Raw genomic sequence first — 21,815 nt, 5'->3', positions numbered from 1 at the left:
ATATAAGGGCTCAGATTTCCCCGCCGGAAAGGCGCTGGCACAGCATGTCCAGCTGATCCAGCGTGCGATAGCTCACCGTGATCGAACCCGACCGTGGGTCGGCATCCGGGGCAATCCGCACGGGCAGGCCCAGGAACTCTTCCAGGCTCGACTGCACAGCTTCGGTGTCCGGGTCCAATGCACCCGTGCCCTTGGTCCGGGGCCGCGGCTCGGACTTGACCTCGCCCTTGTCCTTGCGCGCCAGCCGCTCGACATCGCGCACCGTCAGCCCTTCGGACACCGCCCGCTCGGCAATCGCCACCGCGTCGCCATGACCCACCAGCGCGCGTGCATGGCCCATATCCAACCGTCCGGCCTCCACATGGTCCAGCACGCTGCCTGGCAGGCTCAGCAGGCGCAGCAGGTTCGCGACATGGCTGCGGGACTTCTCCACCAGGCGGGCAATCTCCGCCTGGGTCATGTCCTCGTGCTCGGCCAGCCGGTGATAGGCGCGGGCCTCCTCCACCGGGTTCAGGTCTTCACGCTGGATGTTCTCGATCAACGCCAGCGCCATGACGTCGCGCTCCGCCAGATCCCGCACCAGCGCCGGTATCTCGTGCAACCGCGCCCGCTGTGCCGCTCGCCAGCGTCGTTCGCCGGCGACCAGCTGGTACCGACCGCCCAACAGCGGTCGCACGATCACCGGCTGGATCACACCTCGCGCGGCGATCGAGGCCGCGAGCTCGTCCAATGCGTCCTCGTCGAAATGACGTCGTGGCTGATCGGGGTGCGGCTCGATCGACGCGACCGAGAGGCTGGCAAGCCCCTCGCGCACGCCGGCGTTCGGACCATCCTCGCCCCGCTTCGCCGGAACAGCCTCTTCGCCTCGCACCTCGCCCAGCAGGGCGCCCAGTCCCTTGCCCAGCTTGCGGCGGGCCGGTGCGCGGTCCTGACCTACTGTATCACCCTTGCCGCTCATGCTGTTTCCTTTGCCCCGATCCGGCCGATCAACTCGCGCGCCAGATTCATGTAAGCCCGCGACCCGGCGCATTGATGATCATACAGCAGCGCTGGCAGGCCGTGGCTGGGCGCCTCCGACAGGCGGACATTGCGCGGGATCACCTCCTCGAATACCAGCTCGCCCAGGGTCTCGCGCACATCGTCAGCCACCTGCTCCGTCAGCCGGTTGCGCCGATCATACATCGTCAGCACAATGCCCACGATCACCAGCTGCGAGTTAAAGCGATCCTTGACCTGCTCGACCGTCTGCAACAGCTGACTCAGGCCCTCGAGGGCAAAGAACTCGCACTGCAGCGGCACCAGCAGGCTGTTGGCTGCGCCCAGGGCATTCAATGTCAGCAGACCCAACGATGGCGGACAGTCGATAAAGCAGATGTCGTGCGGGGCATCGGCCAGTGCGTTTCGCAGGCGTTGCGTACGCTGCTCGCCACTCACCAGCTCTATTTCGGCCCCGCTGAGATCCACCGTGCCGGGCACCAGCGTCAGGTTCGGGATGGTCGTGGCAACGCTGCATTGCGCCAGATCCGCCTCGCCCAGCAGGAGGTCATAGGAGGTATAATCCCGCTGCGCCGATCCGACACCCAAGCCCGTGGACGCATTACCCTGCGGATCGAGATCGACCAGCAAGGTGCGCCAGCCCACGGCCGCCATGGCGGTCGCGACGTTGATGGCGGTGGTGGTCTTGCCTACCCCGCCCTTCTGATTGGCTATCGCGATGGTGATCATGTCGCCGGGACCCCCCGCCCCACCAGAATGCCGGCCCCTGCGTCCGTCACGGAGTGTTCCACATGGAACATCTGCTGCACTGCCGCACTCTGCTCTGCCAACTCCTGTACGGCGGAGCGCCCCTTGGGCAAGAGCCATGTGGTGTCGGCAGAAGAAAACCGGGTGGCAAGCGGTAGCAATCGGGTGAGCGGAGCGAAGGCGCGGGCCGAGATCACCTGCGCAGCGACGGTATCCGCACGCTCCAGTCGCGTGCCGACAATCCGCACATTCGCCAGTCCGAGTGCCTCGACAGACTGCGCCAGCCATTCCACCCGGCGCTTGCGTGACTCTACCAGCACCACAACTCGTCGCGGCTGCGCCAAAGCCACTGGCAGGCCGGGGAACCCCGCACCGGTGCCAAGGTCGAGCCACACCCCCTCACCTTCCGGAGCATGCTGCAGCAATTGCAGGCTGTCGGCATAGTGCCGCTGCCAGACTGCAGCGATGGTAGCGTCGGCTACCAGGTTCTGCTGCCGGTTTTCCGCAGCCAGCATGGTGGTCAGCCGATCGAGCCGGGACAAGCCCTCTGCATCCAGATATCGCGCACAGTATTCCCGCGCCGCGCCCTCGTCGGCGATCATGCCGCAACCTGCTGCTGTCGGCGCGCTTGGACCAGCAATGCGGCCAGAGCTGCCGGCGTGATACCCCTTACCTGGCCAGCCTGCGCCAGCGTCGCCGGCTGTGCGCGCTGCAACCGCTCCACCATTTCGGCCGACAATCCCGGCACTGCGTGATAGGCAAAGCTGCTGCCGAGCCGCACATGCTGGCTGCTGCGCAGATCCCGCAGCTCGCTCTCCTGCCGTTCCAGATAGGGCGCGTAAGCCGCATCCTCGGCAACCTCCAAGGCGACCGGCGATCCCGGGTCAAGTTCCGCATCAAACCAGGGCGTGAGGGTCGCCAACTCTACCTGCGGGAAGCGCAGCCAGTTCCGCAGGCTCATCCGGCCTGCGTCGCGGCGAACCCCCGGAATCGCAAGCTCTGCCGCCGAAACGCTACGCTCCAGCGCGACGTCCCAGCGGGCCCGCTCCCCATCTTGCTGCGCGAACCAGCCGGCGCGCTCCGCCCCGACGCAGCCCAGCGCCAGCGCGACCGGCGTCAGCCGGGAAGAAGCGTTATTGGCCCGCAGCCGCAGCCGATACTCGGCGCGGGAGGTCAGCATGCGATAGGGCTCGCTCACACCATTCAGCGTCAGATCGTCGATCATCACCGCGATATAGCTGTTGCCGCGATCCAGCGCCGGCGCATCGCGCCCGGTCACTTCTGCAGCCGCTGACAGGCCAGCGACCAGCCCCTGCGCAGCGGCCTCTTCATAACCGGTGGTGCCGTTGATCTGCCCGGCGCAATACAGGCCCGGCATGGCGCGCACCTCCAATTGCGGCGTCAGCGCGCGCGGATCGATATGGTCGTACTCCACGGCATATCCCGGCACGGCCATATGCACCTGCTCCAACCCTTCCATGCTGCGCAACATGGCCAATTGCACATCGACGGGCAGCGATGTGCTGATACCATTGGGGTAGACCAGCGGCGTGGCGAGACCCTCGGGCTCAAGGAACACCTGGTGCCCGTCCCGGTCGGCGAAGCGATGGATCTTGTCCTCAATCGACGGGCAATAGCGCGGACCTGCCGCCTCAATCGCTCCGCTGAAGAGCGGGGATCGATCGAGATTGGCGCGGATAATATCGTGGCTGCGTCCATTGGTCCGGGTGATGGCACAGGCAAGCTGCGGGTTCGCTCTGCGCTCGGTAAGCGGGGAGAGCGTCCAGGGATCGGGATCAGAGGGCTGCACCTCGAGCCGTGCCCAGTCGATGGTCCGCCCGTCAAGCCGCGGAGGTGTGCCGGTCTTCAGCCGAGCCATCGGCAGTGCCGCGTCGCGCAACTGCAGGGCCATGCGGTGAGCCGCATCTTCGCCGATCCGGCCGCCCGTCAGCCGCTCCTCGCCACGGAACAGGCGCCCGCCAAGGAAGGTGCCGGTACACAGGATTACTGCCTGCGCCTGGAAGCTGGTACCATCTGCTAGCTGCAGACCAATCACTCTGCCCCCTTGCAGCCGCAGCGCCGCTGCCTCGCCTGCGATCATTGTCAGATCGGGGTACCGGCTCAGCTCCCGTCGGATGGCTGCGCGGAACAATTGGCGGTCCGCCTGAATGCGCGGCCCCCACACCGCACTGCCTTTCGAGCGGTTGAGCATCCGGTAGTGGATGGCCGCCGCATCCCCAGCACGAGCAATCAGTCCATCGAACGCGTCAACTTCACGGACCAGGTGCCCCTTCCCGAGGCCCCCGATGGCGGGATTGCAGCTCATCGCGCCGACCGTGTCGAGATCGAAGGTGACCAGACCCACGCGCACGCCCATGCGCGCAGCAGCCGCAGCCGCCTCGCAGCCGGCGTGTCCGCCGCCAACCACCAGAATGTCGAAGTCGTGCATGGCCCTCATCTAGGCGCTTGTGCGGCAACGGTCAAAAGTGATGTTCCACGTGGAACCCTCACTTGCCGATGCAGAAACGGCCGAACAGTGCATCCAGCAGATCCTCAGTTCCGGATCGACCGACAAGATGGTCGAAGCTCCGCCGAACCGTTCGCAGCAGTTCCGCCTGGATCAACGGATCAGCGGAGTGCCGCGCTTCGCTCAGTGCCCGCGCCGCCGACTGCAGCAACTCGCGCTGACGAGCGTTCAGCGCAGCCTGCCCAGGCTTGGGTAACCGTCCCGTGGCATGGGCCACAAGCCGCTGACGCAGATCGTTCATGCCCTCGCCCGTTATTGCGGACAGTCGCAAAGCCGGCGCCGGCTTGCCCGACAAGGCCCGATCGCACTGCGCGTCGATCTCCCATGCACCATCCGGCCCCTGCCCGTGCGGGCCCAGCCACAGGACCAGATCAGCGCCGGCAATTTCGCCCTCTGCCCGGGCGATCCCGATGGCTTCCACCGGGTCGACGGCATCACTGCGCAGTCCTGCCATGTCGATCAACAGAAACGGCACACCCGCAATTGCCACCGGTCGGGTCAGCACGTCGCGTGTGGTGCCCGGGATGGGTGCCGTGATGGCAGCCTCCTGCTCCACCAGCGCGTTGAACAGAGTGGATTTGCCCGCATTGGGCGGACCGGCGAGGGCAACCCGAAATCCTTCGCGCAGCATTTCAGCAGACGGAACGGCCATCGCTGCCTCGATGTCATCTCCCAACCTGTCCAGATCTGACGCGAAGCTTGGGGGCAGCGCCACGTCGTCCTCATCGGCAAAGTCGAGCACGGCCTCCAGCATGGCCGCCAGGTGCAAGACCCGGCGCGCCCAGCCTTCCACCTGTGCCGACAGGATGCCGCCGGCCATGACCATCGCGGCCCGCCGCTGCATTTCGGTTTCGGCGGTCAGCAGGTCCGCGAGACCCTCCGCCTCCGCCAGATCGATGCGGCCATTGGCAAAGGCGCGGCGGGTGAATTCTCCGGCGGCGGCGCGGCGCAGGGCCGGCAACGTCGCCAGCTCACCTTCCACTGCGGCAATGATCGCGCGGCCACCATGCAGGTGCAGTTCGGCGAGGTCCTCGCCGGTAACGGTGCGCGGTCCGGGCATCCACAGGACCAGCGCCTGGTCGAGCGGCTCACCCGCCTTGTCGCGCAATGTGCGGAAGCTTGCTCGCCTTGGCGCTGGCAACCCACCGGCCAATGCCTGCAGCGCGACGCCAGCTGCGGGGCCGCTGATCCGCACCACGCCTATGCCGGCGGGCGGTGCCCCGCTCGACAAGGCGAAGATCGTGTCCAAGTCAGCCCTGCTTGTTGTCCTTGGACAGGCTGCCGGTACCAGCGGCCTGCTGCGCCCCTTCGATGAAGCTCTTGAACACGTTCAGCCCGAACTGTCCCATCGGGGCGACCTGCTTGGCGTAGCTTTCGATCTGGTCGAAACTGCTGACGTTCTGCATCGCCTTGCTCATGGCATCCAGATAGACGCCATTCACCCGCTCCACATCGGGCAGACCCATGAACCGGCGCGCCTCGTCCGGCGAGCAGTCGATCTCGATGGTCATCTTCATGGCGTCGCAACTCCCAAACGCTGTCGAGGGGCAGGAAACAGCAATTGCCCGCCCCTCGCAAGCCGTAACTTACTGGTTCATCGTGGCGAAGAAGTCCTCGTTCGTCTTGGAGTCCTTCATCTTGTCGAGCAGGAACTCCATGGAATCGATGGTGCCCATCTGCATCAGGATGCGGCGCAGGACCCACATCTTGCTGAGGTTGGCCTTGTCCACCAGCAGCTCTTCCTTGCGGGTACCGGACTTGCCGACATCCAGCGCTGGGAAGATGCGCTTGTCCGCCACCTTGCGGTCCAGCACGATTTCCGAGTTACCGGTGCCCTTGAACTCTTCGAAGATCACCTCGTCCATGCGGCTGCCGGTGTCGATCAGCGCGGTGGCGATGATGGAAAGCGAGCCGCCCTCCTCGATGTTACGCGCCGCGCCGAAGAAGCGCTTGGGGCGCTGCAGCGCGTTGGCGTCGACACCGCCGGTCAGCACCTTGCCCGACGAAGGAACCACCGTGTTGTAGGCGCGGCCCAGGCGGGTGATGGAATCGAGCAGGATCACCACGTCGCGCTTGTGCTCGACCAGGCGCTTGGCCTTTTCGATAACCATTTCAGCGACTTGCACGTGGCGCTGGGCGGGCTCGTCAAAGGTGGAGGAGATGACCTCGCCCTTCACGGAGCGCTGCATGTCGGTCACTTCCTCGGGCCGTTCGTCCACCAGCAGCACCAGCAGGATCACCTCCGGGTGATTGTCCGTGATCGCCTTGGCCATGTTCTGCAGCAGCACGGTCTTGCCGGTGCGCGGCGGGGCAACGATCAGGGCGCGCTGGCCCTTGCCCTGCGGGCTGATCAGGTCGATCACGCGGGCCGACTTGTCCTTGACCGTGGGGTCGACGGTATCGAGCACCAGCCGCTCTTCAGGGTAAAGCGGCGTGAGATTGTCGAAATTGGTGCGGTGACGCACGGCGTCTGGATCGTCGTAATTGACCTTCAGCAGCTTGGTCAGGGCGAAGTAGCGCTCCCCGTCCTTGGGTGCGCGGATCTCGCCTTCGACCGTGTCGCCGGTGCGCAGGCCCATCTTGCGGACCTGGTTGGGGGAGACGTAGATGTCGTCCGGCCCGGCGAGGTAGTTCGCCTCCGGGCTGCGCAGGAAGCCGAAACCGTCCTGCAGCACCTCGATCGTGCCGATGCCCAGGATCTCCTCGCCGTCATCCGCCACTTCCTTCAGGATGGCGAACATCAGGTCCTGCCGGCGCATGGTGGAGGCGCCCTCGACGCCGAGATCCTCGGCCATGGATACCAGTTCGGCCGGCGTCCGCTTCTTCAGTTCTTTCAAGTGCATGGTTGATGTCCGTTCGGAGGCCGGCGGGCCGATGGTCGGAGGGTATAGGGCTTGGGGAAAGCGACCCGGGCGCACGCGATGGCAGCGCCCCCAGCCGGGGTACCTGTCAGATATGCGCCCCTGCCCGGCAGGTCAATTCCCCGCCGAGCATTTGGCGGGCGGAATCAGAACGGCTTGACGATCACCAGCACCACGATGATCGCCGCTGCCACGCCGGGCACCTCGTTCAGCAGGCGCAGCGCCTTGCCAGAAAGGGTGCGCTCCCCGCGCGCCAGCTTCTTCGCATAGGCCGACAGGAAACCGTGATAGCCGCTGAGACCCAGCACGATCAGCAGCTTGGCATGCAGCCAGCCCTGGCTGAAGGCGCCGCTCGCCAGCGCCAGTGCGATGCCCAGCAGCCAGACCACGATCATGGATGGGCCCAGGATGATCTTCAGCAACCGCGTCTCGCGTTGCACCCACTGCGCATGCTCCGGCGATCCGGGGGCGCTTTCCTGGTGGTAGACAAACAGGCGCGGCAACATGAACAGCCCGGCCATCCAGAAGATCACGAAGATGACGTGGCCGGCCTTGAGCCAGAGATAGAAGGGGGCGAGGATCTCCTGCATCGGCGCAGCCTAGGGCAGCAGGATGCTTGCGTCACGTGCCGTCATGCAGGCCTGCGGCTGAAGGTCGCCGGATCACCGCAGTTCCTTGCTCAGCAGCACGAGCATGGGTTCGCCCGGCACGGCCTGTGCCGCGAAATGGAGGTCGCGCTCCACCGATATGGCGCCGTGGTTGGCGCGGTCCTCCAGGCACTCGATCACGGCATAGCCACGCGCCTGTGCCTCGCCGATCAAATGGCTGAGCAGGGTGTAGCCGATACCCCGGGCCTTGCAGTCGGCGCGGAGCACGATGGCAGCCTCCGCCCGGTTGCCCGCACCGTCCCCCGCCAGCATGGCGGTGGCGACCACCGCCTCGTCATCCGCCTCCGTCACGATCAGGCTGAGTGTATCGGGATCTTCGGGGCGGATCATCGCCTGCAGCATGGCGCCGTTGCTCGCCTTGGCGGCGGTAAGGAAGCGGAAGCGCAGATCCTCACTCGTGACCTGGCCGAAGAAGGTCGCCAGTGCCGGCTCGTCCGCCGCAGTCGCAGGGCGGACATGCAGCTCGATGCCGCTGCGGGTGGTCAGCGTGTCTGTGGCCATGAAGATACTCCTGTCGTGAACGACCAGGACGGGCGATGCACCATGAAGGCAATGGCCCTGACGAATGACGGTTCCGCCGCCCGTCTCGCCTGCCGCCCGACCGGGCAGCAACGCCGCGGAGCGGATAGGCACGGATGCAGCCGGCCAGCCCGCGACAAGGCTCCGAGCCTCAGGCGCTCAGTTCGCGCTCGACCCGGGTCCACAGCTGATTGAAGGCGGACGTGGCGGAGGTGCCAGGAGCGAAGGCACCTACCGGTTGCCGATGCACCGCGCATTGCTCCACCGCGCTGGCCAGCGGAATGGCCGGCCAGTCCGGGTGCTCCGCCGCGATCTCCCGGTGCAGGGCGCGCCGGCGGTCGAGCATGGACAGGACCGGCAGCACCGGTGGTGCCCGCTTGGTGCGCTGGCGGATCGCGGCTGCCACCGTGCCTTGCGCGCGGGTGGACAGCGGAGAGGGTGGCAGCGGCAGCACCAGCAGGTCGGTGGCGCGCAGGATCTGCCCCGCAACCTCGCCCAGCACGGGCGGGCAATCCAGGATGATGCGTTCGTAGCGCCCGGCCAGGGCGGCGGTCAGCTTGGCCAGCCGCTTGCGCTTGCCCAAAGTGGCGAACAGCGCATCGAGGTCGCGCAGGGACTCGTCGGCGGGCAGCAGGTCCAGCCGGTCCCACGCGGTGCGGCGGATCAGGCGATCGGGCTCACCATCGGCGAAGATCTGCCCGGCGCCCTTGCCTGCACCGCCGGTATCCACCCCCAGCAGGAAGCCGGCGCCGCCGGCCGGGTCCAGATCCCACAGCAGCGTGCGGCGGCAGGATGTGGCGGCCGAACACCAGGCCAGATTGGCGGCCAGCGTGGTCTTGCCCACGCCGCCTTTCACCGAATAGATCGCGATCACTGCCATGGCTGGCAGCTTGGGACAGGGCGGGCATGGCAGGCAAGGCCTGTCTCCGCCCGGTCATAACGCGGACTCACCAATGTAGGCTCATAAACGAAGAAGGGCCGCACCTTGCGGCACGGCCCTCCTTGGTGATGTGATGATGCAGGACCGGAGGTCAGCCCTCGTAATCGCCGCCCACGCTGGTGTTGCGGGCGGGTGCCGCCGCGGACAGGCGCATGGCTTCGGCCGACTGGCTGAGCGAGCCGATCGCATCAGCCTCGTCCTCTTCGTCCGGCAGGACGCGCTGCAGCGACTGGACGACACTTTCATGCAGGTGCTTGGGCCGCACGGTCTGTTCGGCGATCTCGCGCAGGGCGACAACCGGGTTCTTGTCACGATCGCGATCGATGGTCAGTTCCGCCCCGCCGGAAATCTCGCGCGCGCGCTGGGCCGCCAGCAGCACCAGATCGAAGCGGTTGGGAATCTTGTCGACGCAATCTTCGACGGTGACGCGCGCCATGGTGCACTCCCTTGTCAGACACAGCTTGTGCGGAAAGGGCGCCACTTACGCGACAAGCCGGTCGGAGTCAACGCTGGCTGCCGGCTGCCCCGGGCACCAGCGGTGCGGCTGCGGGTTGAACGGGCATGACCCCTAGCCCTCGCCATCTCGCCACCGCACTGATCGCCAGCGCCGCCCTCGCCGCTTGCAGCGTGCCGGACGACCAGCCCCTGCCGGCGGAGCCCGGCACCGCCACGGCGCAGGTCGCCCCCACCGCCACACCTGTCGCCACTCCAATCCCGGAGGCAAGCCAGGCGCTGACGACGGACAGCCCGGCTGCAGCCCGGTCGACGACCGGCGGCGACGGATCGCAGCTGGTCCTGTCGCCGCTGACCGAAGGCGACCTGGCAGGAGTCACGCTGGCGGGCGAACTGGCCTGCAGCTTTAGCCAGACTGCCGGTAGCCCGCCTCTACTGCTGGCGCGCGGCAGTGTGGCCGACGATGATGGCCGGGCCACCTCCGCGGTGAAGACCGGCAGCTATGTGCAGCAGGGCATGGCGCTGAAGGATGGCGGGTTCGATGCCATGCTGGATGGCGGACGCTTCGGTACGCAGGGCCTGGTGCTGACCGTCCGCAATCTGGGGCGTGCTGTTCAAGGCGGGGGCGAGTCGCCGCCGCGTTCGGCCGAACTGCTGGCGCAACGCGCCGATGGGGCGGAACGCGTGTTCGATGGCTTCTGGACCTGCGGACCGTGACAGGCCCGGCGACGGGCCACTCCTTTCCATGCCGCTGGCGGAAACATCTGCACCGCCCGTGGTTCATTAGCTGACATGCCACCCATCCGGGATTGCGCAGGAGAAGGACGCGACGTTGTGCCAAGCGAAAAGATCGTTGCGGTCGGGCTGTTGACGGAAAGCAATGTCCGGACGCTGGGCAGCAGCCTGAAGAAGGTGTTCCCGATCACCGATGACGGTCGGTTCGATGATTTGCTGAGCGCGCTCGACCAGGCGCAACGCGCGCGCAGTCACTGAGCCGTCTTACCGCAGCGGCCCGATCAGACGTTCATATTCCGCTTCCGGCACGCCGTAGGAATCGCGGGCGAACTGCTCCAGAGCGGCGCGGTCGCGAATGATGATGCAGCCGCGTTCCGAACGGATGAAGCCCTTTCCTTCCAGGACATGAAGCGCGGTGGTGACGCTGGGGCGGCGGACCCCCAGCACGGTTGACAGGAATTCATGCGTCAGCGGCAATTCGGTGCCGTCCAGCCGGTCATGCGTCATCAGCAGCCAGCGGGCCAGTCGCTCGTCGATGTGGTGAACGGCATTGCTCAGCGCCGTGAATGCCGTCTGTATCCGCAGGGTCTGCGTGTAACGCAGCAGGAGGTGATGCAGGTCGGGACTGGCCGCTATCGCCCGCAGGAATTCGGGCACGGGCACGGTCTGGCACTCGCCCGCAACCTGCACCACCGCCCGCTGCGGCCCCCGGTTGCTGCCCAGAACAAGCGGCACGGGCACGAAGCCATCGCGGCCGAACAGGCCGTTCTCCGCGCTCAGCCCCGCGGGGGAGATGGTGATGAGGCTGCTGACCCCGCTTTCCGGAAACCAGACCAGATCGGCCGATTGATCGCGATCCAGCAGAACCTGGCACTTGCTGACGCGCTGCCGCGACATGTGCGGGGCAAGCAAGGCATGATCTGCCTCGCTCATCAGGCGGATGAGCCGGTTGCGGGTTTCTGCCTTGGGGATCGACAAGGGCAACGGTCTCTCCTGACGGCCCCCAACGTGCTTGTGGCCAACAGCGTTCCGTGTGGCTCGACCGCAACATAGCCGGCGACCGTCCGGTACTGGACCGAATGACACTCTCAAGGTTCTGAATTGTAAGGGGCCGAAGACTGAACAGCTTCGATTCCAATAAACAGGGTCAGATCTCTTGTCTTGGCAGCCCGCATTCACACAAGGACATACGCGCGACCGGACAAACCAGTTCATCGGGCAATTGCGCCGGGTGAGTTGCCCGTTGCCGGAAACGCTGGAGTTCCTGCAGCGGCTGTGCCGCGAGCCGAGACGTGTCTGTGCGAAGAGCGATATCGTGCTGAGCGGCACTCCGTCAGCCTATCTGCACATCGTGCTCAGCGGTTGGGCATGCCGCACGCGGACGCTGGCGGACGGGCGGCGGCAGATTACCGCATTCCTGCTGTCCGGCGACATCTGCGACCTGGACAATGTCTTCTTCGATCCGCCGGGCGAAAGCGTTTCCGCCCTGACCGAATGCGAAGTCGCCGCTATCCCCAAGGCACGCCTGCGGGATCTGGCGCGACGCGACGCCGACTTTGCCGAGGCGCTGGGCTGGTTCGCCGCGCACGACAAGGTGGTGCTGGGCGCCCGCATCGCCAGCCTGGGCCAGCGGCCGGCGCAGGAGCGGATCGCCCATCTGCTGTGCGAACTGATCACCCGGCTGCGCGCCAGGGGAGAGGCGAACGGCGATAGCTGCCGCGTGCCGCTGACGCAGGAGCAGTTGGGCGAAGCGCTGGGCCTGACCACCGTTCACGTCAACCGCGTGCTGCAGGGCCTGCGCGCCGACAATGTCGTGGTGCGCGATGGCGATCGGCTGACGATCCTCGACTGGGAAGGGCTGCAGGCGATCGGCTGCTTCTCCCCCACCTATCTCCACCTTCCCGGGCGGACACACAGCCAGCCCATTGCCTAGGCGCCGCCTGGCTTAATCGTAGCCGCCGCCCCCGCCGCCATACTCACCTTCCGCCAGGTCGGAGAAGCGGGTGATCTTGGGCTCGAAGCGCAGGCGCACCTTGCCGGTGGCACCGTGGCGCTGCTTGGCCACGATCAGTTCGGCCAGGCCATAGACCTGCTCCATTTCCGCCTGCCAGGCGGCATGCGCCTCGTGCCCCTTCATGTCGCCATCGCCCGTCGGCATCTTGGGCTCGCGGCTGGCGACGTAGTAATCCTCGCGGAAGATGAACCACACCATGTCGGCATCCTGCTCGATGGAGCCGGATTCGCGCAGGTCGGACAGCATCGGGCGCTTGTCCTCGCGCTGCTCCACCGCACGGCTGAGCTGCGACAGGGCGATCACCGGCACCTGCAATTCCTTGGCCAGCGTCTTCAGACCGCGGCTGATTTCCGAAATCTCGTTCACGCGATTGTCCTGGCTGCGCCCGCTGCCCTGCATCAGCTGCAGGTAATCGAGCACGATCAGCCCGATCCCGTGGCGCCGCTTCAGCCGCCGGGCGCGGGCGCGCAGGGCGGAGACGGACAAGGCAGGCGTGTCGTCGATATACAGCGGCAGCTCGGCCAGGCGCTGGCTGGCATAGGACAGCTGCTGGAAATCGTCCCGGCTGATCTTGCCCATGCGCAACGCTTCGGAGGAGATGCCCGCCTGTTCGGCCAGGATACGCGTCGCCAGCTGGTCGCTGGACATTTCCAGGCTGAACAGGGCGACCGGCGCTCCGACCGACTTCTCGATCCCGTCGCGCTTGTCGCGCAGCCAGCGATCGGCGCAGTTGAAGGCGATGTTGGTGGCGAGCGAGCTCTTCCCCATGCCGGGGCGGCCGGCCAGGATGATCAGGTCGGAATCATGCAGCCCGCCGACCTTTTCGTTAATGGAGGTGAGGCCCGTCGTCTTGCCGCTGACATGGCCGCCGGAATTGATCGCCGTCTCGATCATGGCCAGCGCCTTGCCGGTCGCGCCGCGGAAGCTTTCCGCCTCGTTCTGCCCGGTCGCGCCCTCGGCCACCTTGAACAGCGCGGCTTCCGCCGACTCGATCTGCAGCATCGGTTCGACCGATTCGGAGGTGTCGAGCGCGCCCTCCACCAGTTCGCGGCCCACACTGACCAGTTCGCGCAGCAGCGCCAGGTCGTAGATCTGCTGCGCCAGTTCGCGCGGCACGAGCAGGCCTTGGCCGTCGGCCGTCAGCCGCAGCAGGTAGGACGGGCCGCCCAGCTCCGCCATGGCCGGGTCCGCATCGAAGAACGGCTTCAGCGTAACGGGGGTGACCACCATCTGCTTGTCGATCTGCAGGGTGATCCGGTCGAAGATGCGGCCGTGCAGCGGCTCGAAGAAATGGTCGGCACGCAGGGGAACGGTCAGTTCCTCCAGCACGCGATTGTCGATCATCACCGCGCCCAGGAAGGCGGCCTCCGCATCCAGGTTCGCGGGCAGCGCGCGGGGCTGCGGCGTGTTCGACTCGGCCGAAGCGGCGGCCGGGTGGCGGAGAATATCGGGAAGCGTGGCCATGGCGCGCGGTGTGCCCTGTGCGCGCCCCGGCAGCAATGGCCGTGCGGTGCAGAGCCCTGTGCGCAGCCTGTGGACAAGCTGTGGACCGGAACGGACCGGCACCCCGGCCATTGCCAGCCGAATTGCGCAAAGCCCGCCAATTTGCGAAAGCAGCCGACCGCCATGCAAGATCCAACCACCCGCACCGACCGTATCGCTCATGTCGAGCTGGACGATTCCACCATCCTGTCGCGCAGCGAGGATGTGGAGCGCGAGCGTACCGCTGCGATGACCGACCTGGTGGCGGACAATCATTTCGTGCCGCTGCGGGCGGTGGAACAGGGGCATGGCGGCCCGTGGACGCTGCGCCTGTCGGTCGCCGATGGCCGGCTGGACCTGTGGCTGCGCGACGGCGACGGCGTGGAGGCCGGCGCGATCGGCTTGGGTCTCGCCCGCTTCCGGCGCGACATCCGCGAATATTTTGCGATCTGCGACAGCTACTACAAGGCGGTGCGCAACCCTTCGGCGCAGGAGATCGAGACGATCGACATGGCCCGCCGCGCGATTCACGACCGCGCGACCCGCCAGCTGCAGGAAGCGCTGGAGGGCAAGGTCGATGCCGATTTCGCCACCGCCCGCCGCCTGTTCACGCTGATCTGCGTGTTGCACATCAAGGGGTGATGGCAGATCTCTGCAGGTAAGCGCTTGTTCACCGCTTTGCGGCAGGGCGGCGGAATGGGACGCAGACGGGCATGGTGGCAGGCAAGGCGCTGGCGCGTGGCGCTGGCGCTGCTGCTGCTGTGCCTGCCCGCTGCGGCCTGGGGTTGGTGGCAGGCGGCGCACTGGACGCCGGACCGCACGGCCTTTCCCGTGCAGGGCGTGCTGCTGAGTGCCGCTGACGGGCCGGTGGACCTGCGCGCGCTGGCCGCCACAGGCGCGCGCTTCGCCTATCTGGAGGCGAGCCGCGGGGCCTCCGGGCGCGACCCGCGCTTTGCGGATGCGCTGGCCGCCGGGCATGCCGCCGGCCTCAGCATGGGCGCGCTGCACCTGTACGACCCCTGTGCGCCGGCCGATGCGCAGGCGGCCAATTTCGTGATCACCGTGCCACGCGATGCGCGCCTGCTGCCGCCGGCCGTGGCGCTGGCCCGCACCGCGGACGCTTGCGCCGATCCGGTGGCCGCCACCGGGCTGCAGGGCGAACTGACGACGTTCCTGAACCAGATCGAACGCCATGCCGGCGCCCCTGCGATCCTGGCGATCAGCCCGGAGTTCGAGGCGCATCATCAGCTGGCCGCCCGGTTCGATCGCGGGCTGTGGCTGACCGGCGACTGGTTGCAGCCCGACTATGCCGGCCGGCCCTGGACCTTGTGGACCGCCAATGCCGCCTATCGCAGCGAGGCGGCGGACACGCCCTTGCGCTGGGTGGTGGCGCAGCCCTAGGGCATTGGTCATGACGAACGACGATCTGCTGGCCGTGGCGCAAGGCGCGCTGGCCCATGCCTACGCCCCCTATTCCCGGTTCCGGGTGGGCGCCGCGCTGCTGTTCGCCGATGGCGCCGTGGTGACGGGCACCAATGTGGAAAATGCCAGCTACGGCCTGTCGCTCTGTGCCGAGACGGTGGCCGTGGCCCGCGCGCTGGGCGAAGGGCGCCGGGGCGGGCTGGTCAGCGTGGCCGTGGCTGCGGAAAGCGCCGTGCCGGTCCCCTGCGGCCGCTGCCGGCAGGTGCTGCACGAACTGGCCAGCCTGGACGGCGCGGACCCGGCGGTCACCTGCGCCGGCGGCGGCGACCGGCGCGACCTGCGCCTGTCCGCCCTGCTGCCCGAAGCCTTCGGGCCCGGCCATCTGGGCGTGACGGGCTGACCCCTACCCGTTCCAGTGCAGCTTGATCAGCAAGGTGCGCTGCAGACTGGACTGGTTGTCGTCGGAGATCAGCCAGAGGTGGTGCCCGCCGCCGGGTGCGGGGGTGACCGCCAGCCCTTCGTAATTCTCCCGCGGCATGGGCGGGGAAAGCGGCGCCAGCACCTGCCAGTGCCACGGGCGCCCGGGACGGATCGTGGCCGGGTCGGCGATCGCCAGCAGCGCGCCTAATGGCGGCAGGCCGGGCGTGATCTGCCGCTGCAGGATCAGCACGCGCCCATCGGGCAGCGCGGCCATGTCCGTCGGCCGGTAGCGGCCCTGCCGGGGAAAGCGGAAGCGCGTTGCCGGCGCCCCGTCCACCGGATCGCCCGCGAACAGCACCCCTTCGCTGTTGCGCGGCTTGCTGCCGGGGCTGCCCTCCGCCAGCACGACAAAGCGGCCGTCAGGCAGGCGGGCCATTGCCTCCGGCCCCTGATTGGATGGCCAGCGCTGCATGAGCGGCGGAGAAACAAAGCCGTCCGGCCGCCCCTGTGCATCCAGCCGGCGGATGGCATTGGCGCCCTCCACCCCCAGCCAGCGGCGACCGGTCAGCGGATCGCGGGTGGCGCTCTCGTAATCGGACTGCTTGTAACGGCCCGCCGGATCCTGCGGGACCGGCCCGATCCGCACCGGGCCGGCCGCCGTGTCCGGTACCGGGAACTCCAAGAAGTCCCGCCGGTCGCTGAAGGCCAGCAGGCGATCGCCGGGCAGCACCAGCAGTGCGGAATAGCCGCCGAACCCTTCATGCCGGCTGGCGATGTGCCACGCGCCCGCCAGCGTCAGCCCTGCCGGCCAGTGCCGCGGCTGGTCCAGTTCCAGCGATGTGACGGAAAGCACCGCCTGCTCGCCAAGCGGCAAGGGCTGGTCGCGCCACCAGGTGCCGGGGGCGACAAGCAGCGCCAGCAATGCCAGCGGCAGCAGTCGCAGCCACCGGCGATAGCGCTGGCGCACGATGGCGCCTCAGCCCTGCGGCGGCAGGAACAGCAGCGGATCCAGCCGCCGCCCGCGCCACATCAGGCTCCAGTGCAGATGCGGCCCGGTGGCGCGCCCGGTCGCACCGACGCGGCCCAGCACCTCCCCCTGCCGCACCCGCTGCCCTTCGCGGACGGCGATCGATTGCGAATGAAGGAACGCGCTGTTGAGCCCCGCGCCATGGTCCACGATCAGCAGGTTCCCCTCCAGGCTGAAGGGTTGCTCCGCCACCAGCACCACCACGCCATCGGCGGGCGCCACATAGGGGGTGCCAGCGCCCGGCGCGATGTCGAGCCCGGAATGGTAGCTGCCCGGCTCCCCGCGATAGATCCGCTGCGACCCGAACCGGCCGGATATGCGCCCGGCGACCGGCCAGGCGAAATCCTGCCGCCACCCCTGCGCGCCGGTCTCCTGCGCCCGGGCGGCGATGATGGCGTCCAGTTCGGGGCGCCGCCGGGCCATGAAGCTGTCCGACGGGACGCCCGCGGTGCGGGAGGCATTCACCCGCTGGATGTCCCAGTCCCGTGGGGAGACGGTGACCGGCTGATCCACCGTGCGGCCATCGGCCAGGGTCGCGGACAGCAGCGCCTGCGCCGGCGCATCCCGGTCCAGCGCGGCAAAGAAGTGGCCGTCGGCATCCAGCACCAGCGGCTGGTCGTCGATCCGCGCCGCCACGGTGCCGCCCGGCGCCTGCCCGCGCAGCCAGCCGCCCTGTGTCAGCTCGCCCGCGAAGGAGAAGGTGGCGGGGCCCGCCGGCCGGAAGGGATCCGGTGCGACGGGAGGCGCAGGCCGCACCGGAGTGGCGGTTGCGCCGCTGGGCGTTTGCCCCGGCGCGGCAACCGGCATTGGAGCGCTTGTCGGCACCGCAGGCACGCAGGCCATCAGCGCCAGCACTGGCGCGGGGATCAGCAGGCGGCGGATCAGGCTTGCCCGCTCAGCCGGGCGGTCGCGATGGCGGCACTGGCATAGGCCTCCTGCCGCTCCACGCTCCAGTACCGCAGCTCCTCCAGATCGATCGCTTCCCCGCTGACCGCGCACAGCACGAAACGGCCCGGCTGCACCATGCGGAAACCGTTGGGTCCGTAGATCAGGGTGGCGGGTTCTTCACCGGACTTCATCAGCATGCCCGCAACCTAGCGATTGCGGCCTCCTAAAGCAATTTCGGCTGCTGCGTTGCAGCACCGGCCGGCGACCGGGCGGGCTTGCGGCGGGGCGAAGCGCCAGGGGGAGCAGACGCATCCTGCGGAATCACGTCCAGCGTACCATCTGCGAACTCCAGCACCAGGGAAGGCAGGCTGGCGGCCAGATCGCGGCTCGCGACGACCGCATGCCCGTCGGCGTGGACCAGCGCATAGCCGCGCTGCAGCGGCGCCTTGGGGTCCAGCTGCCGCCGCACCCGGTCCAGCGCGTCCAGCCGCTGCTGCCGCGTCTGCAGCTCGCGTTCCAGCATGGCCGGGCGCAGGCGGATGGCGGCGAGATCGCGCCCGGCGGAGCGGACCCGTTCACGCAGCAGCGACAGCGACAGGCGCGCACCATCGTCGGCCAGCCGGTGCCGCGCGGCGGTGGCCCGGTCGGCGAGCCCCCGGCGCAGGCGTTCGCCCGCATCGTCCAGCCGCTGCTGCGCGGCGGCCGCCAGTGCCTGCGGCTGCGGCAGGCGGGCGACGCGCGCCTCCAGCCGCTCCCGCCCCAGCGTCACCGGGCGCAGCGCGCAGCGGCGCTGGCGCAGGCCGAACTCGTCCAGCGTGGCGGCCAACTCGCGCAGCACCGGCACCGCGATCTCCGCCGCGGCGGTGGGCGTGGGAGCGCGGCGGTCGGCGGCGAAATCGGCGAGCGTGGTGTCCGTCTCATGCCCCACGGCGCTGATCGTGGGAATGGCGGAGCCGGCGATGGCGCGGACCACCGCTTCCTCGTTGAAGGCCCACAGATCCTCGATCGATCCGCCGCCGCGTGCCACGATCAGCAGGTCGGGCCGGGGGATCGCGCCGCCGGCCGGCATCCCGTTGAACCCTTCAATGGCAGCGGTGACCTGCGCGGCGGAGCCCTGCCCCTGCACCAGCACCGGCCAAACCAGCACATGGGTCGGGCAGCGGTCGGCCAGCCGGTGCAGGATGTCGCGGATCACCGCGCCGGTGGGGCTGGTGACCACGCCGATCACCCGCGGCATGAAGGGCAGCGCCCGCTTCCGCTCGCTGGCGAACAGCCCTTCCGCCTCCAGCCGCTTGCGGGTCTTCTCCAGCAGCGCCAGCAGCGCGCCCTCACCCGCGATCTCCATGCTGTCGATCACGACCTGGTACTTGGAGCGGCCGGGATAGGTGGTCAGCTTGCCAGTGGCGACGATCTCGATCCCGTCCTCCGGCACGAAGCCCAGGCGCTGCGCCCCGGTGCGCCACATCACCCCGTCGATGATCGCGCCGTCATCCTTCAGGCAGCAATACAGGTGCCCGCTGGCGGCCCGCTTCACGCCCGACAATTCCCCGCGCAGCCGGACATGGCCAAAGCGGTCTTCCACCGTGCGCTTCAGCAGGCCGGAAATCTCGGTGATGGTCAGGGGTGCGGAATTGTCGCCCGGCTTGCCCTTCGCTACCAGCCCGGGGGCGGGTTCGCCGCTGTCGTCGAAGAAGGAAGTGGGGCCGGGCATGAATATCCTGCTGCTGGGTGGGGGCGGGCGCGAACATGCGCTGGCATGGAAGCTGGCGCAATCCCAGCTCTTGGCCGATGGTGGTAGACTGTTCGCGGCTCCGGGCAATCCGGGCATCGCGCGCCATGCCGCGCTGGTGACGCTGGATGTGGGCGACCATGCCGCCGTGACAAGCTTCTGCGCGGCCGGGCATATCGGCCTGGTCGTGATCGGGCCGGAAGCGCCGCTGGTGGACGGCCTGGCCGATTCGCTGCGAGCCGCCGGCGTGGCGGTCTTCGGGCCGTCCGGGGCCGCGGCGCAGCTGGAAGGCAGCAAGGGCTTCACCAAGGATCTGTGCGCGCGGCACGACATCCCCACCGCCGGCTATGTCCGGGTGGAGAGCGCGGACGCGGCACTGGCGGCGCTGGACCGCTTCACCGCCCCCTATGTGCTGAAGGCGGACGGGCTGGCGGCGGGCAAGGGCGTGGTGATCGCGGAGAACCGCACCGATGCGGAGACGGCGATTGCCGACATGTTCTCCGCCGCCGGAGCAACGCTGGTGATCGAGGAGTTCATGCATGGCGAGGAGGCCAGCCTGTTCGCCATCACCGACGGCACGCATATCCTGCCCTTCGGCAGCGCGCAGGATCACAAGCGGGTGGGCGATGGCGACATCGGCCCCAACACCGGCGGCATGGGCGCCTACAGCCCCGCGCGCGTGCTGACCCCGGCCCTGCAGGCGGAGGCGATGGAGGCCATCGTGCGGCCCACCGTGGTCGCCATGGCGGCCGAAGGCATGCCGTATAGCGGCGTGCTCTATGCCGGGCTGATGCTGACCGAGCATGGGCCGAAGCTGGTCGAGTACAATTGCCGCTTCGGCGATCCGGAATGTCAGGTGCTGATGCTGCGGCTGCGGGGTGATCTGGGCGAATACCTGCTGGCCTGTGCCGAAGGGCGACTGGCCGCCATGCCCCCGCCCGACTTCGCGCCCGATCCGGCGCTGACCGTGGTGCTTGCGGCGCGCGGCTATCCCGACGTGCCGGAGAAGGGCGGCGCGATCGACGGGCTTGATGCAGCGGAGGCGACCGGGGCGCAGGTGTTCCACGCCGGCACCGCGCTGGACGATGCCGGCGCGCTGGTGGCGGCGGGAGGCCGGGTGCTGAACGTCACCGCCAGCGGCGCAACCGTTCGCGAGGCGCAGGCGGCGGCGTACCGCGCGGTGGAGGCGGTCGACTTCCCTTCCGGCTTCTGCCGGCGGGATATCGGCTGGCGCGAGGTGGCGCGCGAAGACGCCTAGTACAGGGTTCCAGAACGATCCGCCTTCAGCGCGAGGAAGCCCGCGCCTCCGCCAGGGCCTGCAGGATGACGCGGGTGCGCCCTTCCGCTTCCTGCCGGCGGGCAGGCTCCGCGGTGGCCCAGCGATCCGGATGGGATTGCCGCAACAGGGTGCGGGCGGCACTTTCGAAACTGGCCGGCACGGCATCGGCTGGCACACCGAGCACGGTCCACCATCCCGTTGGCAAAGGTGCAGGGCGGTGGACTGGCCTTGCCTGCCGTTCGTGCCCTAGATGCTGATTGTGCCAGGATGGCGGCGCTGGCGCGACCGGTTCGCTCCGGCGCCCGCCGGCCACCCGCAGCAGCCGATCCGCCACGAACCCTGCCACCGCCCACATCGCGCCCTGCACGCCCAGATCGGCGGCGAGTTCGACCAGGGTCGGCGATGCACCATTTGCCAGGATCAGCGTCACGGCAGCCGAAAACACCATGCAGCCGATGCCGGCAGCCATCGCCACCCGCGCGAGTGCCGCAACAATGCGGACCACCCTGCCCTTCCCGACACCCGCCATGCTGCCTCCACCCTGCAAATTCTTGCCGGTGGTAGCAGCGCATGAGCGAAGGCCGCGTGAAGGCGGGTGGTTACCGGTGGCTGAATCCTAATCGCCTGCAGGCGTCTGGCGCGCGCGCAGTTCGGCCGTCAGCGCGCGCAGCCGGTCCAGCGTGGTCTCGCTGACATGGTGCTCCATGCCTTCGGAATCCTCGTGCGCGGTGGCCTCGTCCACGCCCAGCGCACGCAGGAATTCGAACACTGCCCGGTGGCGGGCGCGGGACATGGTGGCCATGGCCTGCCCGGCTTCGCTGAGGAAGATGGAGCGGTAGCGGCGGTTCTCCACCAGGCCGTCGCGGCGCAGGCGGGCCACCACCTTGCTGGCGGTGGCCTGGGTCACGCCCACGCTGTCGGCGATGTCGGTCAGCCGCGCCTCGCCATGCTGGCGGATCAGGTCGCCGATCAGCTCGACATAATCCTCCGCCATCTCCGTCTGATGCGCCTCGCGCACCTTGCGGAAGGCGTCCGCCCGCTCAAACACCCGTTCCGAACCCGACCCAGCCATGCGCCCGACCTTAACTTTCAGGCGGGCGGATGGCCA

At 68.3% G+C, this 21,815-nt stretch carries 26 protein-coding genes; 7 read left to right on the top strand and 19 right to left on the bottom strand.

From position 1 onward, the window contains the following. Window positions 1-10: 10 nt before the first annotated feature. The 11 genes from D5S08_RS04330 to rpoZ all read right to left on the bottom strand — a co-directional run bounded on the left by D5S08_RS04330 (window position 11) and on the right by rpoZ (window position 9,694). The gene (locus D5S08_RS04330) at window positions 11-958 is read right to left on the bottom strand and encodes a ParB/RepB/Spo0J family partition protein (RefSeq protein WP_121115892.1); all 948 of its coding nucleotides are present in this window, start codon (window positions 956-958) and stop codon (window positions 11-13) included. Further along, window positions 955-1,725 (bottom strand): ParA family protein, encoded by a 771-nt coding sequence (locus D5S08_RS04325; protein ID WP_121115890.1) that lies wholly within the window; start codon window positions 1,723-1,725, stop codon window positions 955-957. Before D5S08_RS04325 ends, D5S08_RS04330 begins: the two co-directional genes overlap by 4 nt. After that, window positions 1,722-2,345 (bottom strand): 16S rRNA (guanine(527)-N(7))-methyltransferase RsmG, encoded by a 624-nt coding sequence (gene rsmG / locus D5S08_RS04320; RefSeq protein ID WP_121115888.1) that lies wholly within the window; start codon window positions 2,343-2,345, stop codon window positions 1,722-1,724. The genes D5S08_RS04325 and rsmG overlap by 4 nt, the downstream gene beginning before the upstream one ends. Next, window positions 2,342-4,192 (bottom strand): tRNA uridine-5-carboxymethylaminomethyl(34) synthesis enzyme MnmG, encoded by a 1,851-nt coding sequence (gene mnmG, locus D5S08_RS04315; protein WP_121115886.1) that lies wholly within the window; start codon window positions 4,190-4,192, stop codon window positions 2,342-2,344. The genes rsmG and mnmG overlap by 4 nt, the downstream gene beginning before the upstream one ends. Before the next feature lie 58 nt (window positions 4,193-4,250). Continuing rightward, window positions 4,251-5,519: a tRNA uridine-5-carboxymethylaminomethyl(34) synthesis GTPase MnmE gene (gene mnmE, locus D5S08_RS04310; RefSeq protein ID WP_121115884.1), complete on the bottom strand. Its 1,269-nt coding sequence runs from the start codon at window positions 5,517-5,519 to the stop codon at window positions 4,251-4,253. A 1-nt stretch (window position 5,520) separates the two neighbouring features. Beyond that, window positions 5,521-5,787: a DUF6489 family protein gene (locus tag D5S08_RS04305; RefSeq protein WP_121115882.1), complete on the bottom strand. Its 267-nt coding sequence runs from the start codon at window positions 5,785-5,787 to the stop codon at window positions 5,521-5,523. A gap of 69 nt (window positions 5,788-5,856) precedes the next feature. Beyond that, window positions 5,857-7,113 carry a transcription termination factor Rho gene (rho, locus tag D5S08_RS04300; RefSeq protein WP_121115881.1) on the bottom strand — a complete coding sequence of 419 codons (1,257 nt, stop codon included), beginning with the start codon at window positions 7,111-7,113 and terminating at the stop codon, window positions 5,857-5,859. A 164-nt stretch (window positions 7,114-7,277) separates the two neighbouring features. Next, window positions 7,278-7,721: a CopD family protein gene (locus tag D5S08_RS04295; protein ID WP_121115879.1), complete on the bottom strand. Its 444-nt coding sequence runs from the start codon at window positions 7,719-7,721 to the stop codon at window positions 7,278-7,280. A 72-nt stretch (window positions 7,722-7,793) separates the two neighbouring features. Beyond that, window positions 7,794-8,300 carry a GNAT family N-acetyltransferase gene (locus tag D5S08_RS04290; RefSeq protein ID WP_121115877.1) on the bottom strand — a complete coding sequence of 169 codons (507 nt, stop codon included), beginning with the start codon at window positions 8,298-8,300 and terminating at the stop codon, window positions 7,794-7,796. A 169-nt stretch (window positions 8,301-8,469) separates the two neighbouring features. Beyond that, a complete protein-coding gene (locus tag D5S08_RS04285) occupies window positions 8,470-9,198 on the bottom strand; it encodes a ParA family protein (protein ID WP_121115876.1) in 729 nt (242 codons plus the stop codon). Window positions 9,199-9,349: 151 nt separating this feature from the next. After that, on the bottom strand, window positions 9,350-9,694 hold the full coding sequence (gene rpoZ, locus D5S08_RS04280) for a DNA-directed RNA polymerase subunit omega (protein ID WP_039097148.1): 345 nt from the start codon (window positions 9,692-9,694) through the stop codon (window positions 9,350-9,352). Window positions 9,695-9,819: 125 nt separating this feature from the next. Between rpoZ and D5S08_RS04275 the strand changes: the two genes are divergently transcribed. Both D5S08_RS04275 and D5S08_RS04270 read left to right on the top strand, forming a co-directional pair. Further along, a complete protein-coding gene (locus D5S08_RS04275) occupies window positions 9,820-10,428 on the top strand; it encodes a hypothetical protein (protein ID WP_126665489.1) in 609 nt (202 codons plus the stop codon). A gap of 117 nt (window positions 10,429-10,545) precedes the next feature. After that, window positions 10,546-10,704 carry a hypothetical protein gene (locus tag D5S08_RS04270; RefSeq protein WP_241557224.1) on the top strand — a complete coding sequence of 53 codons (159 nt, stop codon included), beginning with the start codon at window positions 10,546-10,548 and terminating at the stop codon, window positions 10,702-10,704. Window positions 10,705-10,710: 6 nt separating this feature from the next. Here the strand turns inward: D5S08_RS04270 and D5S08_RS04265 are convergent, their stop codons facing one another. Further along, entirely contained in the window at window positions 10,711-11,430 is a 720-nt protein-coding gene (locus D5S08_RS04265; RefSeq protein WP_241557223.1) for a Crp/Fnr family transcriptional regulator, read from the bottom strand. Window positions 11,431-11,689: 259 nt separating this feature from the next. On the opposite strand from D5S08_RS04265, the gene D5S08_RS04260 reads away from it, so the two are divergent. Beyond that, on the top strand, window positions 11,690-12,379 hold the full coding sequence (locus D5S08_RS04260) for a Crp/Fnr family transcriptional regulator (RefSeq protein ID WP_206610281.1): 690 nt from the start codon (window positions 11,690-11,692) through the stop codon (window positions 12,377-12,379). A gap of 12 nt (window positions 12,380-12,391) precedes the next feature. Here the strand turns inward: D5S08_RS04260 and D5S08_RS04255 are convergent, their stop codons facing one another. Then, window positions 12,392-13,924 carry a replicative DNA helicase gene (locus D5S08_RS04255; protein WP_241557222.1) on the bottom strand — a complete coding sequence of 511 codons (1,533 nt, stop codon included), beginning with the start codon at window positions 13,922-13,924 and terminating at the stop codon, window positions 12,392-12,394. 162 nt (window positions 13,925-14,086) lie between these two features. Here D5S08_RS04255 and D5S08_RS04250 point away from each other — a divergent pair, with 162 nt between their 5' ends. The 3 genes from D5S08_RS04250 to D5S08_RS04240 are packed head-to-tail and all read left to right on the top strand — an operon-like array spanning window position 14,087 to window position 15,764. Next, window positions 14,087-14,584, top strand: coding sequence for a UPF0262 family protein (locus tag D5S08_RS04250; RefSeq protein ID WP_121116235.1), 498 nt, complete (start codon window positions 14,087-14,089; stop codon window positions 14,582-14,584). A gap of 54 nt (window positions 14,585-14,638) precedes the next feature. Beyond that, entirely contained in the window at window positions 14,639-15,343 is a 705-nt protein-coding gene (locus tag D5S08_RS04245) for a glycoside hydrolase family 25 protein (RefSeq protein WP_121115866.1), read from the top strand. 10 nt (window positions 15,344-15,353) lie between these two features. Further along, complete coding sequence (locus D5S08_RS04240; RefSeq protein ID WP_121115864.1) at window positions 15,354-15,764, top strand: cytidine deaminase; 411 nt, start codon at window positions 15,354-15,356, stop codon at window positions 15,762-15,764. A gap of 3 nt (window positions 15,765-15,767) precedes the next feature. Here D5S08_RS04240 and D5S08_RS04235 read toward each other — a convergent pair whose 3' ends face one another. The 4 genes from D5S08_RS04235 to xseA form a co-directional block, all read right to left on the bottom strand. Further along, window positions 15,768-16,751, bottom strand: a complete 984-nt coding sequence (locus D5S08_RS04235; RefSeq protein ID WP_162301921.1) for an esterase-like activity of phytase family protein — start codon at window positions 16,749-16,751, stop codon at window positions 15,768-15,770. 9 nt (window positions 16,752-16,760) lie between these two features. Further along, entirely contained in the window at window positions 16,761-17,618 is an 858-nt protein-coding gene (locus D5S08_RS04230) for a M23 family metallopeptidase (RefSeq protein ID WP_121115860.1), read from the bottom strand. A 74-nt stretch (window positions 17,619-17,692) separates the two neighbouring features. Further along, a complete protein-coding gene (locus tag D5S08_RS04225; protein WP_121115859.1) occupies window positions 17,693-17,896 on the bottom strand; it encodes a DUF2093 domain-containing protein in 204 nt (67 codons plus the stop codon). A gap of 26 nt (window positions 17,897-17,922) precedes the next feature. Continuing rightward, a complete protein-coding gene (xseA, locus tag D5S08_RS04220) occupies window positions 17,923-19,410 on the bottom strand; it encodes an exodeoxyribonuclease VII large subunit (RefSeq protein WP_121115857.1) in 1,488 nt (495 codons plus the stop codon). Between xseA and purD the strand changes: the two genes are divergently transcribed. After that, the gene (gene purD, locus D5S08_RS04215; protein WP_121115855.1) at window positions 19,409-20,686 is read left to right on the top strand and encodes a phosphoribosylamine--glycine ligase; all 1,278 of its coding nucleotides are present in this window, start codon (window positions 19,409-19,411) and stop codon (window positions 20,684-20,686) included. The two genes, xseA and purD, sit on opposite strands and share 2 nt — an antisense overlap. 25 nt (window positions 20,687-20,711) lie before the next feature. Here the strand turns inward: purD and D5S08_RS04210 are convergent, their stop codons facing one another. Beyond that, window positions 20,712-21,236, bottom strand: a complete 525-nt coding sequence (locus D5S08_RS04210; protein WP_126665488.1) for a J domain-containing protein — start codon at window positions 21,234-21,236, stop codon at window positions 20,712-20,714. A gap of 87 nt (window positions 21,237-21,323) precedes the next feature. Beyond that, the gene (mntR, locus tag D5S08_RS04205) at window positions 21,324-21,779 is read right to left on the bottom strand and encodes a manganese-binding transcriptional regulator MntR (protein WP_121115851.1); all 456 of its coding nucleotides are present in this window, start codon (window positions 21,777-21,779) and stop codon (window positions 21,324-21,326) included. Window positions 21,780-21,815: the final 36 nt, after the last annotated feature.

The organism is Croceibacterium ferulae (assembly GCF_003660445.1).
Lineage (GTDB): Bacteria > Pseudomonadota > Alphaproteobacteria > Sphingomonadales > Sphingomonadaceae > Croceibacterium > Croceibacterium ferulae.
The sequence above is the reverse complement of the archived record's forward strand: the minus strand, read 5'-3'. Positions and strand labels throughout refer to the sequence as shown.